Origin of the sequence: Pseudomonas sp. SWRI22 (genome assembly GCF_014268395.2) — a bacterium.
Lineage (GTDB): Bacteria > Pseudomonadota > Gammaproteobacteria > Pseudomonadales > Pseudomonadaceae > Aquipseudomonas > Aquipseudomonas paracarnis.
Genome location: NZ_JABWQK020000002.1, coordinates 216846 through 232768, shown reverse-complemented (window position 1 = coordinate 232768; position 15923 = coordinate 216846). Strand labels below are relative to the sequence as shown.

9 protein-coding genes are annotated in these 15923 nt (G+C 60.6%); 1 reads left to right on the top strand and 8 read right to left on the bottom strand.

Features of this window, described 5'->3' with window-relative positions:
• The first annotated feature begins 9 nt into the window (after window positions 1–9).
• Window positions 10–4965, top strand: a complete 4956-nt coding sequence (locus HU730_RS18350) for a hemagglutinin repeat-containing protein (RefSeq protein WP_186527751.1) — start codon at window positions 10–12, stop codon at window positions 4963–4965.
• A 143-nt stretch (window positions 4966–5108) separates the two neighbouring features.
• On the opposite strand, the gene HU730_RS18345 is transcribed toward HU730_RS18350, so the two are convergent.
• The 8 genes from HU730_RS18345 to HU730_RS18310 all read right to left on the bottom strand — a co-directional run bounded on the left by HU730_RS18345 (window position 5109) and on the right by HU730_RS18310 (window position 15831).
• On the bottom strand, window positions 5109–5576 hold the full coding sequence (locus tag HU730_RS18345) for an SRPBCC family protein (protein ID WP_034128559.1): 468 nt from the start codon (window positions 5574–5576) through the stop codon (window positions 5109–5111).
• Between the two features lie 21 nt (window positions 5577–5597).
• Window positions 5598–9074, bottom strand: a complete 3477-nt coding sequence (locus HU730_RS18340) for an amino acid adenylation domain-containing protein (RefSeq protein WP_186527750.1) — start codon at window positions 9072–9074, stop codon at window positions 5598–5600.
• Between the two features lie 12 nt (window positions 9075–9086).
• Window positions 9087–10016 (bottom strand): diiron oxygenase, encoded by a 930-nt coding sequence (locus HU730_RS18335; RefSeq protein ID WP_034128560.1) that lies wholly within the window; start codon window positions 10014–10016, stop codon window positions 9087–9089.
• Between the two features lie 24 nt (window positions 10017–10040).
• A complete protein-coding gene (locus HU730_RS18330; RefSeq protein ID WP_034128561.1) occupies window positions 10041–10388 on the bottom strand; it encodes a DUF4437 domain-containing protein in 348 nt (115 codons plus the stop codon).
• Complete coding sequence (locus HU730_RS18325) at window positions 10385–11161, bottom strand: DUF3050 domain-containing protein (protein ID WP_034128562.1); 777 nt, start codon at window positions 11159–11161, stop codon at window positions 10385–10387. The genes HU730_RS18330 and HU730_RS18325 overlap by 4 nt, the downstream gene beginning before the upstream one ends.
• Window positions 11162–11622: 461 nt before the next feature.
• Window positions 11623–13167 (bottom strand): MDR family MFS transporter, encoded by a 1545-nt coding sequence (locus tag HU730_RS18320; protein WP_034128563.1) that lies wholly within the window; start codon window positions 13165–13167, stop codon window positions 11623–11625.
• The gene (locus HU730_RS18315) at window positions 13160–14332 is read right to left on the bottom strand and encodes an HlyD family secretion protein (RefSeq protein WP_096144807.1); all 1173 of its coding nucleotides are present in this window, start codon (window positions 14330–14332) and stop codon (window positions 13160–13162) included. The genes HU730_RS18320 and HU730_RS18315 overlap by 8 nt, the downstream gene beginning before the upstream one ends.
• A complete protein-coding gene (locus HU730_RS18310; protein ID WP_034128565.1) occupies window positions 14329–15831 on the bottom strand; it encodes a TolC family protein in 1503 nt (500 codons plus the stop codon). The genes HU730_RS18315 and HU730_RS18310 overlap by 4 nt, the downstream gene beginning before the upstream one ends.
• Window positions 15832–15923 lie beyond the last annotated feature (92 nt).

Genomic DNA, 15923 nt, shown 5'->3' with positions numbered 1-15923 from the left:
AGATTATTTATGCCGACTACTTCACATAGCTTCCACCTTTCACCCCAGGGCAAACTGCGCTGGGCCATCGCTAGTCTCTTCCTGCTGCCGCAGCTCGCGCTCGCCGCAGGCTTGACCGTCGTCGAAGGCCCTGGCGGTACGCCGCAGCTGCAAAACCAGGGCGGCGTACCCATCGTCAACATCGTCGCGCCGAACGCCGGTGGCCTGTCCCATAACCAGTTCCTGGATTACAACGTCGACCGCCAGGGCCTGGTGTTGAACAACGCCTTGCAAGCTGGCCAGTCCCAACTTGCCGGGCAACTGGCGGCCAACCCGCAGTTCCAGGGCCAGGCGGCGAGCGTGATCCTCAACGAAGTGATCAGCCGCAACGCCTCGACCCTCAACGGCGCCCAGGAGATTTTCGGCCAGGCGGCCGATTACGTGCTGGCCAACCCTAACGGTATTTCGGTGAATGGCGGCAGTTTCATCAACACGCCCAATGCCAACCTGGTGGTGGGCCGCCCTGAACTCAACGACGGCAAGCTGCAAGCCTTGAGCACCCGCGATGCCAACGGCCAACTGACAGTGCAAGGCCAGGGCCTGCACAACCGCGAAGGGTCCATCAACCTGATCGCGCCGCGCATCGACAGCGAAGGTCGCCTCAGTGCCCGCGATCAATTGAACCTCACCGTCGGCCGCAACCAGGTCGATTTCGCCAGCGGGCAGGTACGCCAGGTGGACCCGGCCAGCAAGACCCAGGACCAACGCATCGACGCGCGCCTGTTCGGCGCCATGCAGGCCGGGCGCATCAATATCATCAGCACCGCCGAAGGCGCCGGTGTACGCGTGGGCGGCGTGCAGGTGCAAGGCACTGACGGGGTGAAGATCAGTTCGGCCGGCGACCTTGATATCAGCGGCCAGGTGCGCGCCGACAGCCTCGACGCCACTCGCGCTGGCGTGCACAGCCGCCAGGGCGATATCGACTTGCACAGCGCCAAGGACCTGAACCTGGCCGCCACCGACGTCAGCGGGCGCAACGTCAAACTCGACGCCAGCCGCAACCTGACCCTCAGCAGCCTGGAAAGCGGCAAGCTCCAGGAAAAGCGTGAACAGTGGAACAACAGCAACTTCCTGTTCACCTACGAAACCTACGACCGCACCACCAGCGACAAAGACTCGCGCCAGCACGGCAACAAGGTTGTGGCGCAACAGGATGCGGCGCTGTCTTCCGGTGCCAACACCGAGATCAAAGCCAGCCATGTGGAAGCGGGCAACACTCTGCGCGTCGACAGCGGTGCCAACCTGCACGTTAACGCCGCCACCGAAACCCATGAAACCCGCGACCAAGGCAACCATCGCAAGCACCTGTGGAAAGCCAACTGGGATAAATCCAGCAGCGAACAACGCAGCATCACCAGCAGCCTCAAGGCCGGAAAGACACTGGAGCTGACCAGCCAACAGAAGCTGCAATTGCAAGGCGCCGAGCTGAAAACCCCCGGCGATATCCAACTGGCCGCCCGGCACGTGGAAATCGCCAGCGCCAGCCGTACCCAGAGCAGCAGCGACAATGCCTACTCCGGCGACCTCACCGGTGGCAGCTTCTTCGGCAAGCAAGGCGACGGTAACCAGGGCAAGACGTCGAACACTGGTAGCAAGGTCAACGCCGACGGCAAGCTGATCGTCAAGGCCGACGACGTGCGCATCAGCGGCAGCCAGGCCCGAGGCGGCAAACAGGCCAGCGTCATCAGTGACAAAGGCTCGCTGGTGATCGACGGCGTCCAGGACACCTCCCACGACAACCGCTACAGCAATGACAGCAAGTTCTTCGGTATCTCCAAGGATGAAAGCCGCAAGAACCTCAAGGACAGCACCGTGGTTGCCAGCAACCTGCGCTCGGACAGCAACCTCAAGCTGCAAAGTGCCAAGGACATCGCCGTCAGTGGCTCCCAGGTGTCCGCCGCGGGTGAACTGCAAGCGGATGCCAAGGGCGATATCAAGGTCGTTGCCGCCGAGAACACCACCCACGACACCACTCGCACCCATAGCCGTGGCTTCGATGGCTACGCCAAGGAAACCGAGGGTGTCAGCCGCCAGTACCGTGCGGGCCTGAGTTATGAAGACCAGCAGCAAACCCGCCAGACCGACACCACGCAACAACAGGCTTCCAGCCTTAAAGGCGCCAGTGTGGCGGTTAACGCCGCAGGCGATGTCAGCATCACCGGGTCCAACCTCCAGGCCACCGAAGGCGATGCGAGCCTGAGCGGCAAAAACGTCGAGCTGTTGGCCGCCCACGACAAGCGCACCGAAGCCGTCGACAAAACCGCCACCGGCGGCAGTTTCTACTACACAGGCGGCATTGATCGGGCAGGCAGTGGCGCTCAGTTCAGCCACCAAAGCAGCCAAGACACCGCTGAAAAAACCACTGCGCAAACCAGCACCGTGGCCGCGGCCGGCAAGCTGACCATCAACGCTGGCAACACCTTCACCAGCGAGGGTGCACAGGCTAAGGCCGGCGCCGGGCTGCAGGTCAACGCTGGCCAGATCGACAACCAGGCTGCCCATTCCACCGAGACCAGCACCCACAAGGAAAACGGCTGGACCGCCGATGTCGGCGCCAATGTGGAATACAAAGGCATTACCCGCCCGATCGAAAAAGCCGTCGAGGGCGTGGCCCAGGCCAAGTTCCATCAGCCCGGTTTGCTGGATGCATTCGAGCAACCCAATGTCGGCCTGGATGTGGAAGTCGGGCACACGAACAAAACCGGCACAACGCAGGACAGCACCGCCGTGGTCAGCCAGTTCAGTGGCGCCACGGTGCAGGTCAATGCGGCCGGCACCTTGCAGGACGAGGGCACCCAGTACCGCGCCACCGAGGGCGGGCTGAACATCAAGGCGGGCGAGCACGTTGCTACCGCAGCGGCCAACACCCACAGCAGCAGCGAGCAAGGCGTGGACGCCAAGGCTGGCGTGCGAGTCTATACCACCACCGGTGAAGACCTGAATGTGCGCGGCAGTGGCCTGGGCGGCAGCAGCGATGTGCGCGAGTCCAGCAGCACGGCGGTGGTCGGCAGCTATGTGGCCAGCCAAGGCGTGAGCATCGAAGCCAAGGGCGATGCCCGTTATGAAGGCAGCCAGTTCGACGGCGGCCAGGCCGGGGTCAACCTCAATACCGGCGGTGAGCTGGCGCTCAACCAGGCCACCAACACCCAGAGTAAAAACAGCAGCACGCTGCGCGGCAACGGCTCACTGACGGTGGGCACCGCGCCCGGCGCCAATGGCAGCAACGTCAACCTCGGTGCCGGCGTGCAGTTGGATAACAAGCGCCTGGACACCCAGGACAGCCAGGCCCAGGTCGCAACCATCCAGGGCAGCGGCCCCGTGCAACTCAGCAGCGGCGCTGACATGACCCTGCAAGGCACGCAGATCGGCAGTACGGGCGCGAAGGCTGGCGATATCAGCCTCAATGCCGGCGGCAAGCTAAACCTGCAAGCTGCCACCGATAGCCACGTCAGCAACGGCAGCAACCTGGGCGGCGGCCTGACCCTCGGTGCCGGCAAGACCAGCAGCGCCGAAAGCAGCAGCAAGACCGGCAGCCTCAGCGCCAATTTCAATATTGGCAAAGTGGCGGAAAACGACCAGAGCGCCGTCGTCGGGCAATTGCACAGCAGCGGCAAGGTCAGCCTCGCCAGCGGCGCTGATGCAACCGATGCCATCCACTTGCAGGGCACTCAGGTCAGCGCAGCCAGCGTTAGCCTGGATGCGCAAAACGGCGGCATCCTGCAAGAGTCTGCGCAATCGACCCAGGCCCATGGTAACTGGGGCGTCACCCTAGGCGCAGGGGGCAGCGTCGGCAAAACCACCCTGGCCGACGCCGGTGAACATGAGACACCCAAGACCCAGCGCGGCATCAATGCGCGGGCCAAGGTCGATGTGGATCACTTGCAAGGTACCACCCAACACAACAGCCTGATCACGGCGGGTGACGTCACCCTCAACAGTGCCGGCGATACCCATCTGGCCGGAGCGCGTGTCGACGCCGACAAGGTGCATGGCGCGGTGGGCGGCGACCTCGTCGTCGAAAGCCGCAAGGACCAGGTCAACAGCACCCAGGTGAATGTCGACGCCAGGCTGGATGTCGAGAAAAACCAGCCGGGGGTGGTGGATAAGCTGGCCAAAGCCAGCGGCCCATTGAAGGACAAGGTACAAGCCAAGGCTGAAGGCGCGTTCGACAAGCATCGCGACAAGCTGGAGAACGTCGTCGACAAAGGCACCGGGCACCTGGCTTCGGCCAAGAACAGCGTGGTCAACAGCGTGGTCAATGCCAAGGAACGCCTGGGCGAAAAACTTACCCGCAGTGGCAGCTACGACGTGAACCCAGAGCCCCGTGGCGCCTTCGGCACTCGCGTGGACAAGGCCAAGGCTTACCTGGCAGACAAGACCGATGCCCTGGGCACGCGCTTGTCTGGCTTCAAGGATAAGGTCTTGCCAAAAACCAGCGACAGCTACACCGTCAGTGGCAAAGACACCACCGGCAGCAAGGTGGCCAATACCGCCGAAAGCGTGTTGTTCGGCGACAAGAGCGGCAACACCAGCTACACCCCGACCCTGTATCTGGATGTCAGCCATGTGGTCAAGGACAGCGTCACCCAGGCGTCAGGCATTCGTGCGAGCCACGGCGTCAACCTGCAGGTCAAGGGTGATACCCAACTCACGGGCGCGCGGATCAGTGCGCCCAATGGCAAGGTTGAGCTGGGTGGCTCCAAGGTGACGGCAACCACACTGGCCGGCAGCGACTACCGCGCCGATGTCGGGCTGAACGTTTCGAAGTCACCGGTCAACCTGGCCCTGGGTGCCAAGGACGAACTGACCCAGAAACACGACGACGCCACACGCAATGACCAAGCCTTCAACCTGGGCCCGCTGCGTGCGGGTGGGCACAGTGAGAGCCAGGCCTTGCAGGCGGGGATTGATCAGGCCATCAACTAACGCTTAAAACAGCAGAACGCTTCTGTGGCGAGGGAGCTTGCTCCCGCTGGACTGCGCAGCAGTCCTATTCTCAGGGTCGCTTCGCGCCCCAACGGGAGCAAGCTCCCTCGCCACGGAATCAGCCACTGCCTGCTCTTCCTATGTCAGTTGAAGAGCGCCTGTACGTTCTTCATCGCGTCATCGGCAAAGCCTTGCAGGAAAGCTTCGAACGCCGGTACGTCTTCCTTACCGCCCGTGTAGGGCTGGCCAATGATGGTCCAGGTCGCCAGGCTCTGGTTCGGGCCTTGTGGCACCACCTCCATCAGCGCCCACAGGTTACCGATGTTCAGCGAGGTGTAGATCAGCGACCAGGTCATGGTCATGGCTTGATCGTCATGGCTGTTGAGTTGCTCAATCACGACATTGCCGTCCTTGAACAGCTTCTTGCGTACCGAGCGCACGCCCTCGCCCGTCATCTCGATATGGGACAAGGCCGGAATAAACTTCGCGAAACCGGCGAAATCTCCGACGACATTCCACACACTGCGAGCATCGCCATTCACGCTGACGCTGGCGACGACAGGGTTGCCGACTGGATTACGGACCAGGGTATCGGGTTCAAAATGTTGCATGGGTAAGCTCCTTTTTTTTGCTCAGATGAAATCGATTTGCTTGAGGTAGTCACAGCCTTTTTGCAGCAACTCACTGTTCTTGGCTGGGTAGTCTTCGCCCATGCTCTGGATGCCTGAGTGTGCATTGCGGTACTCGATCATCGAGATATCGCCAATGTCTTCTTCAAACCCATTGAGGTAAAAACCGACCACGCCGAACAACGCGTTATCACTGTCGATGGCCGACAGGCGTTGCTGCCATTGTGTCACCGGGACCATCTGGAAATCGTGACCGGCCGCGCGGAACGCCTCCAGATAGTGAGCCCATGTCAAAGGCAGCGGGTTGTGCAAGTTGAACACCGCTTTGGTGCGGTTATGACGGCTGGCGTGAAACGCAATGAAGCGTGCGAGGAAGTCCACCGGCATCAGGTCGAAGTTGAGCGCCAGTTCGGGCACTTGCTTAAGCTGCAAGGAGCCTTTGAGCATCAGCATCAAACGGTTCTGATGAGGCTGGCACACACCGGTTCGCGTATTGAACGCGATGTTTCCAGGGCGATAGAGATTGACCCACACCCCCGACTCACTGGCGTTCCACAAGATGCGCTCAGCCACCCATTTGGAGAGATTGTAACCATTGCGGATGTAGATGGGCGGTGTGAAGGCAGGCGGTTCTTCCAATACCCGGCCCTGCTCGTCCACCGTGCTGGAGGCCGACAGGGTGGAAATGAAGTTGAAAATTTTCTTGCTGCGCCCTTCACACAATTGCAGGCATTCCAGCACCGGCGTGACGTTGTCCTTGACCAGCGACTCGTAGTCGAGCACGTGGTTGACGTTGGCCGCGTTGTAGATCAACACGCCGTATTCACGATCCAGCCATTCATAGTCCTGCTCGGACAACCCCAGGCGCGGCTTGCTGATATCCGCCGCCAGGACCTTGACCCGGCTCAGGTCCAGATGTTCGAGGCGGTTCTGGATCAGCGCATCCTCGAAGCGCTCTTGCGCGCTCATGCCGCCGGACTCGCGCACCAGGCACGCCACTTCGGTGCTGCCCAGTTCCAGCAGGGCCTCGACGATATGCACACCCAGGAACCCGTTGGAACCGGTCACGATGACTTTATGTACGTTGCCCAATCGACTGATGGGCAGTACCTCCAGCTCAGGCCGGATCATGGCGTCTTGCAGCGCCTGCGGACTGACCGTAGCAGTGGCCTCGACGTCCTGGTCAATAAGGTTGGCGAGGTTGACCAAGGTGGGTTGCTCAATAAAACGGTTGATCGAGACTCCTTTGCCGAACGCCTCGCGAATCCCCATGAGCATCTGCGACAACAGGATCGAATGGCCACCCAGATTGAAGAAACTGTCATCTACGGAAATGTCCGGCCCAGGCAAGTCGAGCAGCCTGGACCACAGCTCCAGCAACTGCGCCTGGGTGGCGTTCTGGGGAGCCAGGCGCGGCCCTTGCGTCTTGTAGTTGACCGGCAGGTCTCTCAGGGCCTTGCGGTCGACCTTGCCATTGGCCGTGGCCGGCAACCGGTCCAGCAGGCAATAGGCGCTGGGGCGCATGTAGTCGGGCAAATGCTTGAGCGCATAGGCCTGCAACTGCTCACTGGCCGCCTGGCCCTCGCCCTCTTGAGGCTGGGAGAAAAACGTCAGGATGCGGCGCTGGTGATCGATGACCACCGCCAGTTGCCGGAACAACTGGCTCGATTGCAGCAGGTGTTCGATCTCTTCCGGCTCCACCCGAAAACCGCGGATCTTCACCTGGTTATCCAGGCGCCCGATGATCTGGATGCCCTCCTCGGTCCAACGCGCCAGGTCACCGGTACGGTAGAGGCGCACCCACTGGCCATCGGGCAACTCGTGCAGCCGATAGCGTTCGGCCGTCATTTGCAAGGCGCCCAGGTAACCGGCGCCTACCCCTGGCCCGGCGATGTGGATTTCACCGCTGTCATTTTCGCCTACCGGTTGGCCGTGCTCATCCAGCAGGTAAATCGCGGTATTGGCAATCGGTACGCCCAGGTTGCGATTGTTGTCCCCCCGTTGGAAGGTACGGCAGGTGGCGAGCACCGTGGTCTCGGTGGGGCCATAGATGTTGTGCAGTGCACAGTGGCCCACCAGTTTTTCGATCACGTGGGGTTCGCACACATCGCCGCCCGTCACCAAATGCTGCATGCCGTACAGCGATTCAAGCTGGATGATGCTGAGCAAAGCCGGCGGCAAAAAGGCGTGGGTGACCTGCTCCTGTTGGATCAATTCAGCAAGCGCCACCGGGTCGCGGCGCTGGTCTTCGGTGGGCACGATCAACTCGCCACCCTGGATCAGCGTCGGGAAGATATCCAGCAGCGATGCATCGAAATTGATGGTCGAGAACTGCAGGGCGCGGCTATGGCGGTCCAGTTCCACGTAACGGGCATACCACGCACAGAAGTGGCTCAAGTTGTCGACTGTGAGCAACACGCCTTTGGGTTGGCCGGTGGTACCGGACGTGTAGATCGCCACACAGGGTGCCGAACCGTCCAGCGCTACGCGCAACAGGCTCTGATCCGGGGCCAGGGCGACACGGCTGTAGCCCTTGGCGCCGTGGTGGAAGAAGTCCAGATGGCCAATATCCAGGGTAGCCAGGCCCGGTAGCGGGTTGTCTGCCTCGGTGTCCTGGATCAGCAGGCTGGCACCGGCATGCTTGAGGATGGCCGCACGGCGTTCGACAGGATGGTTCGGGTCCAACGGCAGGTACACCGCACCGCAACCAATCACCGCCAGGATCGCTGCATAGAGCGCAGTGCCTTTGGGCAACGAGATGCCGACCACCGTCAACCCTGGGGTCGAGGTTTCAAGCAAGGGTTGCAAGCGTTCCTGGATCGCAACGCTATAAGCGTGCAGTTGCGCATAGGACATACCCCGCCCTTGCACTTTCAGGGCGTTGCGCTCGGCGTTGGCCAACAGGCTATCGGCCAAGCGCTGCACAAAGGGGCGCCTGGCCTCCTCCAGAATGCCGGTATTAGCGCTCGCATTGTGGCGATGACGCCAAGCCAGGCCATCCAACAGGGTCAGGCTCGACAAGCGATCAATCGCCTGCACCGGCTCACGGGGCGCCTCAAGATAGTCAGCACTGCGTGAGAAACGCCCGATGTGCACACTGGCCATCTCTACCACTTGCACTATCGCTTCACGTGCCCGGTCGGCACCGTTGCCGGCGAGGGAGGCGCTGACTTCACGACGCCCCAGCAGCATCCAGTCGCCATCGCCAGGACGCCACAGGCAGTCCACCCGCAGTGGCGCGAGAACATCACTGTCATCGTCAGCCTGCGCCCGCAAAGATAGGCGATGACACGACGGATAGTGCGGGAGTTGCGCCGTGCTGGCGTCGTCTATCAGCACGTCCGGCGCCGATAACTGGCAAAGCTCAATGGCGTTATCGCTGGTCAACAAGCGGGCGGTGTGCCCCATCTGTTCCAACTCTTGCGTAAGGCAGGCGAGCGCATGGCTGCGCCCGCACAAAACGATATCAAGATGTCTCATCGAAGTTGTCCTCTAGCGCAGATAATCGGCGAGCGCTTCCTGCATGCAGGGAGCGTCGAGCAGGCCGCTGTGTTTGAAGAATCGGACGATGTTGCCTACCAGCGGGTGAGACGGCGTGATCGGAAAACTCATGCCTTCGACCTCTTCACGCAACGCCGCCTTGACGCTGGGGTTCACCGGCAGTTGCTCGATCAGCGCGAAATCAAACCCCTGCTGGATCTCGTTGGTCAGGTACTCACCCAAGAACACCGGCATGATCGAGGCCAGCACACGTTTGTCCTCTTCGCTCGCGGTATTCCAGTAAATGCGCGTCAACTTGGCCCAAAAGCCCGAATGTCGACCCTCATCCGCCAAGTGGTCGGCCATCAACCCCTTGACCGATGCCTTGACCGAGTCGTCGCGGGCAAACGCGGCAACATCGTTGGTCAGGGTGTTTTCCGCAATGGCCACGCAGATCAGCTCGACAGCAGCCTTGAGGTGCGCGGGCGCCATGGCCAATGCCTTGGGGATAGAACGGCTGAGCTCGATTTCCGCTGGCAAGGTGATGGGTTCGATGCCCGTCAACTCGATGGTCTGTTGCATGTAGTCCATCGCCACTAGCGCGTGATAGTCCTCATCGACGACCACGGTCATCGCGTCGTAACGGCACGCAAACGGAAAGCGGATAGCGAAGTTATCTTTCGCAATGCTCCTGGCGGTCTTGTCGACAATTTCGGTTTCGAAAATCACCACATCATTAATGAACTTATACAAGCTCTGAACGAGAACAAAATGCTGTAAGTGACTACACTCCCGCATAAAGGTAGCGCTCATGACCAATGGTTGACGACTGGCCGGAAATATTAACTTTTCGTCATCTTCCAAGCGTCGTCTCGGGCGCGTCCGAATGGTCGCCCTTTCCTCCCACGATTCGGAAAACGATTGATATGCTTCAGCTCTCATGACTACTTCCTTTATTCATGATACTCAGTAGTAGTGCACTTCAAACAACAGGCATCCGTCTTTCGAATTAAACGGCCCGTGCTCCGTGTGTGCGGCCCTGAAGAAGTAACTACCGTCACGGTAAGTTTTCTCCGGGCGCCCCTCACTGGCCTGCTCTGTCTGGTCGCCTTCAATCAAATACACTTCTTCGTGATAATCATGGGTATAGATTTCACGGGTGCCGCCCCCAGGGTGAAAACGTACCAGACGTGTACGCACTCCAGTTTTCGTAACAGGGTCCAATGTGTCTTTGAAGACGGTCAGCGTGATACCGCGTTCAGAGGTCACCTCAAACCATTGGGCCTGGTCGGCCTCGATCACTTCGAAGTTCATGCCACGCACTCACTGACCGTTTCGCCCATGGCCACGCGCAGGTTGTCCCACAACGCCAGGCGGCTTTGTACCGCCGCGATAGCCGATACGTAGACCTCTTCCTGACGCTGCGCATCGCCATTGACCAGGCGCGCCAACAGGCTTTCTGCCGCCGGGCCGTGGTCTTCCGAGTCGACTTCGATGTGGCGCTGCAGGTAATAGCGAAAGGTTGGCGCGTCGTCTGCGGTGATATCCCAATCGTCCAGAATGCGCTGGAACATCTGCGGGATGACACTTTCACGGCCATGCAAAAACGCAGCAGCCACACTGTGGGTGGAAGCGTTGATGGCGGTTTCGATGGTGTCAGTGACGAAAGCCGACGCTGCCAGGCCTGCACCGCAACGGCTCAAGGCCGTTTTCAGATCGACGCCTTCGCGCATCAGTTTGACAAAGTGTTCGATCTTGTCGGTGCTGGCGCCGACTTCGCGCATGGCATGCAGGTAGAGTTCGAAGTGGCTGTAGTGACCGCCTTGCAAGTTCTGGTCGGACTCTTCGCCCAGGATGATTTCGTTGATCAGGTGCGCGGCCGCCGGGTCCACGGGAGGCAGCCAAGGCAGGCGAGTACAGGTGAGGTCCTGTTGCAGGCGCTTGGCCAGGGACATGAAATCCCACACCGCAAACACATGGGTTTCCATAAAGGCGCGCAGGACCGGCAGCGAATTGATTTCAGCAAAAATCCGATGATTGCCCAGCTCTACTTTCTTGAGGTTCAACAGCGTCTTTTTATCTTCCATGTTGCGCTCCTTATCAGGCTTTAGTTAACGCTGACCACTCGAGAGATACCCGCTTGCCTTTTTTCAGGCATAAGCAGGCCTGCCTCGCCGTTCTTGGCCAGTGCTAGAGTCTTATTCAATTAAGTTGTACGGTTATGCTTCCGTGACCCGAAGGTCAGCCGTCGAAACAAGACGAAACTTAGAGGAAGTTCATGATGATCAGCAAGTGTTTTTTGGAAAATTAATACATTTTATTTCTAACTTATAAAACCTCCAACAACAGAAGCCCGACCGAAGTCAACAAGATCAACTTCGCCAGGCAATAGTTGGCTAACACCCCTCAAGGGAGTGCAAACAAACTGTATGGAATTGCTAAGTGAGCAATTAACTAGTCTATGAACGCGGCCATTCGCCTTTTTACCATTCAAGTTCCCTCTTACCGCTGATAAGCGCCCGCGTATTACCTGCGGGCAGTAACGAGTTCAGTTCTTTGCTGATTGGCGCAATGCCAGGGCCGCTACCCCGCACAAGATCAAAGCAATACAGGACACATAGAACGCATCGCTGTAGGCCATCAGGTACGCCTCACGACGCACGGTGTGGATCAAGCCCTCAAGGACCTGCTGTTGAGCGGGTAATAGCTGGTTGAAGATAAAAGCCTCGCTGTCGGCCATGCTGGCGCGCAGGCGCTCCTGAAAGGACGGGGAAAACAGGGTGATCGACTCCCCTACCCGCTCAGAGTGAAAGCGTTCGCGCATGGCCACGATCTGCGTCAAGCCCGCAGTGCCCACGGCACCACCCAAGTTGCGCAGCATGGAGAACAAGGCCGAGGCCGAGCCGGCTTCATCTTTGGCCAGGCCAGACACCGCCAGCACGGAAAGCGCCACCATGATCAGCGGCTGCCCGATGCCCCGGACCACGGTGGACGGAATAATCACGTTGGCGGCGCTGTCCACGTCCAGGTGCGCGCCGAGATAGCACCCCAGGGCCATGATGAAAAAGCCGCTGGCGACCATCAGTTTCGGGTTGAGCCACTTCATCAGGCGCGGCATGAACGGCGCCAGTACCAGTTGCACCATGCCGTAGGCGATCAGGCTGATGCCAATCTCCCGGGCGTTGTAGCCCTGCAACTGAGACAGGTAATTAGGCACCAGGAACACCAGGCCGAAGGTGGCCGCGCCAAAGATGAACATCGCTGCGCTGGCCACGCCGAAGTTGTAGCTCTTGAGCAGGCGCAGGTTGATGAAGGAGCGACTGCCATACAACTGCGACAGCACGAAGTACACCAAGGCAACGCCGGCAATCAGTGACATCCATACAATGAAATCGGAGCCGAACCAGTCCTTGCGGCCACCTTCTTCCAGCACGATCTGCAAGCCACCCAGGCCGACGATCATGGCGATGATTCCGCCCCAGTCGCCGCGCTTGAGCAGGCTTAGCTGCATGGGCTTGGCATCGATCGACCACGCCACCGCCAACAGCAAGAGAATGCCGGGGGCCAGTTGCAGGTAGAAGATCCAGCGCCAGGAATAGGCATCGGTCAGCCAGCCGCCAATGGACGGCCCGGCGGCCTGGGCGACGCTGTTGGACAACGCGAACAGGGCCATGCCCATCGCGATCTTGCTGGGCGGCAGTTCAGTGATGATCAGCTGGAATGACAAGGGAATCAGCACTGCGCCGGCAGCGCCCTGGATTACCCGAATGATGATCATCACTTCCAGGTTGGGCGCCCAGGAGCAGGCAATGGACGCCACCAAAAATACAAACGAGCCCACGAGCATCACACGTCGCAGAGAGAACACCTGCACCAACCAGGCGGTCAGCGGGATCATCACGATTTCCGCGACCAGGTAGGCGGTGGAAATCCACGAGCCTTCCTCGAACGTCGCGCCCAGGGAGCCTTCGATCTCCGGCAGCGCGGCGCTGGTCACGTGCACGTTCATGCCGGCCATGAAACAGCCGAACAGCCCCCCGATCACCGCCACCCAGGCGCGAAAGGAGACGCTCTTTTCAGCCGCTTCAGTCATGTGCAGCGCCCTGCTCAGCTGGGCGGGTGTCCACCGTGGTGATCACCGACATGCCCGGCAGGATGGGCCCGCCTTCGTCATGCTCATCAATGACGATCTTGACTGGAAAGCGTTGCACGATCTTGGTGAAGTTGCCGGTAGCGTTGTCCGACGGCAACAGTGCGAACACCGCCCCGGAGCCTGGCGAGAAGCTCACCACATGGCCTTTGAGCTTGCGCCCCGAATAACTGTCGACGCTGATATCCACCGGTTGGCCGGCACGCATATCGCGCAATTGAGTTTCTTTGTAGTTGGCCACGACGTAAGCCTGCTGCAAAGGCACCACCGCCAGCAGTGGCAACCCTGGCGCGACGTATTGGCGGGTACGGACTTTGCGCTGCCCCACCACGCCGTCGATGGGTGAGCGGATCAAGGTGTCCTCCAACGCATGCGTCGCCAGGTTCAACTGCGCCTCGGCCTGGCTGCGCCGGGCTATCTGCTGCTGGAGCGAAGCCTGGGCCAGTTGACGGCGGGTGATGGCCACGGTCAAGCGGGTTTCCTGCTGGCGTTGCATCGCCTTGGCAATTTCCACCGCAGCATTGGCCTGGGTATAACTGGCGGCGGCCGTTTCCAGACGCTGCGCGCTGGCAGCATGTTCGCGCACCAAGCCTTCGTAGCGACGCTGGTCGAGGCTTGCGCGGCGTAACTCAGCGGCCACACTGCGCGCATGGGCCTCAGCCTGGGCAACCCCGGCCTTTTGCTGGGCGATCAGGCTGTCAGTGACTGTCAAGTTGGCCTCTTGCGCTGCCACCGAGGCCTGGGTCTCGGCCAGTTCTGCGCGGGCTTGTGCCAAGTGGGCCTGGTAGTCACGGTCCTCGATGCGTACCAGCACATCCCCTGCCTTGACCGGCTGATCATCCTCTACCATCACCTCGGCCACGTAGCCTGAGACTTTTGGGCTGATGGGGATCCAGTCGGCCCGCACATAAGCATCATCGGTCTGCTCCAGATAGCGGCCGACGGTCATCCAGTACACGCCGAACACCACCGCCGCGATCAACAACCCGGCGCCGCCCAGCAGGATCAGGTTTCTTTTGCGCCGTTGCTTACGCGCATGCATAAGTTGCTCGAGCACATTCTCCTGCTCGTCCTGGACAGCAGTTTTTTCATCAACGGCGATATTCATGGCTGGGTACCGGAAGAAGGGATAGACGCGTGGGTGGGCGCAGCGGCCGGGGTATCGACGGCGCCGGACTGCCAACCGCCACCAAGGGCACGGAATAGGCCGATCTGGCGTTGCAGTAACTGGCCATCGGCGTCGGCGCGCGTGGCCTGCAAGCGGATCAGTTCACGCTCACTGTCCAGCACGTCGAGAAAGTCGATAGAACCGGCGTCGTAGTTGAATTGGGCCAACTTGTAGGCTTGGCGGCTGCTGTCCAGCGCCCGGCTCAAGGCCGCGTGGCGCTGCCGTTCGCCGTCGTACAACGCCAGGGCCTGGCGCACCTCCTTGAGGGCCTTGAGGACGCTGGCCTCGAACTGCGCGACCTCCACCTGCTCGAGTGCCCGTGCCTGCTTGACCCGCGCGCGGTTGGCCTGCCAATTAGGGAACTGCCAGGTAATCAGTGGGCCGATGCCGAACATCACCGCACTGCTGTCCCCCAGCTCATGGGGTTTGTTGGCCGAGGAGGACACTGAAGCGCCGAAGGTCACCTTGGGGTACAGGTCGGCCTGGACGATATCCACTTGCAGCGTGGCCGCCTGCAACGCGCGCTCGGCCTGACGTATGTCGGGGCGGCGCGCCAATAGTTGCCAGCCATCACCCACCGGCAACTCGGCATTGAGTTGGGGCACCACTTCACACGTTGCGGCGCCAGAGCCTTGGTCCAGTTCAGCGACGCCGGTCAGCATGGCCAATTCGTAGAGCGCGGCTTGTCGACGCGCCTCCAACATCGGCAGCAACGCCTGGGTTTCGCCTTGCAGGGCTTGCATGCGGCTGTATTCAAGGTCGGTCACCACACCGGCCTGGCGCTGGCGATCGGTCAACGCCAGGCTATGCCCGACCACGTCCAACGAATGGCGCTGTACCTTGGCACGCGCCCCCAGGGCGCAGGCATTCACATAGGCGCGAGTGGTTTGCGCCACGACCGTGATGCGCAGCAAGTCCTCGGCATCCTGCGCCGCTGCGGTTTGCACTTGGGCACGTTCAATGGTGCGCTGAACCTGGCCCCACACATCCACTTGATAAGCCAGCTCGAAGCCTGGGTTGAATGCCCACTCTGACGGCGCATGGCTATCGGTGGCCTTGGCCAGCGTCTGGTCATCGGCCGTCTTGCCATAAGCGGCCCCCAGCGACGCCTGGGTGGACGGCCAGCGCTCGGCATCGGCCTGCTGGATCCCGGCCAGCATCGCTTGCACATGGGCCTGGGCCGCCGCCAGGTCGCGGTTGTGCAGCAACGCCTGTTGCACCAGCGCATCGAGTTGCGGATCGTTATACAACTGCCACCAGCGCTCAGGTAACGCTTGGTCCGAGACACCTTGGGGCAGGTGGCTCAGGGCATTGATGCGTTCCGGATGTGGCTGTGCCGGCGTATGGGCGACCCAGGACGAACAACCCGCCAACACCACCGCCGCCACGCCGAGCAACGAGAGACGGCCATGCCGTGGGAAAAAAGAAGGCGAACCCATCGAAGAAATCCAGAATGCCAAGTAGAGACGCAGGGTAAGAGAGCAACCGCTTGCGCATCTCCCGAGTTCCAGACAACCATCGTTTCGATTGG

Coding starts and splice junctions, on each gene's coding strand:
- HU730_RS18310 (WP_034128565.1), bottom strand. CDS start 15,831: ATGGGTTCGCCTTCTTTTTTCCCACGGCATGGCCGTCTCTCGTTGCTC.
- HU730_RS18330 (WP_034128561.1), bottom strand. CDS start 10,388: ATGAACTTCGAAGTGATCGAGGCCGACCAGGCCCAATGGTTTGAGGTG.
- HU730_RS18340 (WP_186527750.1), bottom strand. CDS start 9,074: ATGAGACATCTTGATATCGTTTTGTGCGGGCGCAGCCATGCGCTCGCC.
- HU730_RS18320 (WP_034128563.1), bottom strand. CDS start 13,167: ATGACTGAAGCGGCTGAAAAGAGCGTCTCCTTTCGCGCCTGGGTGGCG.
- HU730_RS18350 (WP_186527751.1), top strand. CDS start 10: ATGCCGACTACTTCACATAGCTTCCACCTTTCACCCCAGGGCAAACTG.
- HU730_RS18345 (WP_034128559.1), bottom strand. CDS start 5,576: ATGCAACATTTTGAACCCGATACCCTGGTCCGTAATCCAGTCGGCAAC.
- HU730_RS18315 (WP_096144807.1), bottom strand. CDS start 14,332: ATGAATATCGCCGTTGATGAAAAAACTGCTGTCCAGGACGAGCAGGAG.
- HU730_RS18325 (WP_034128562.1), bottom strand. CDS start 11,161: ATGGAAGATAAAAAGACGCTGTTGAACCTCAAGAAAGTAGAGCTGGGC.
- HU730_RS18335 (WP_034128560.1), bottom strand. CDS start 10,016: ATGAGAGCTGAAGCATATCAATCGTTTTCCGAATCGTGGGAGGAAAGG.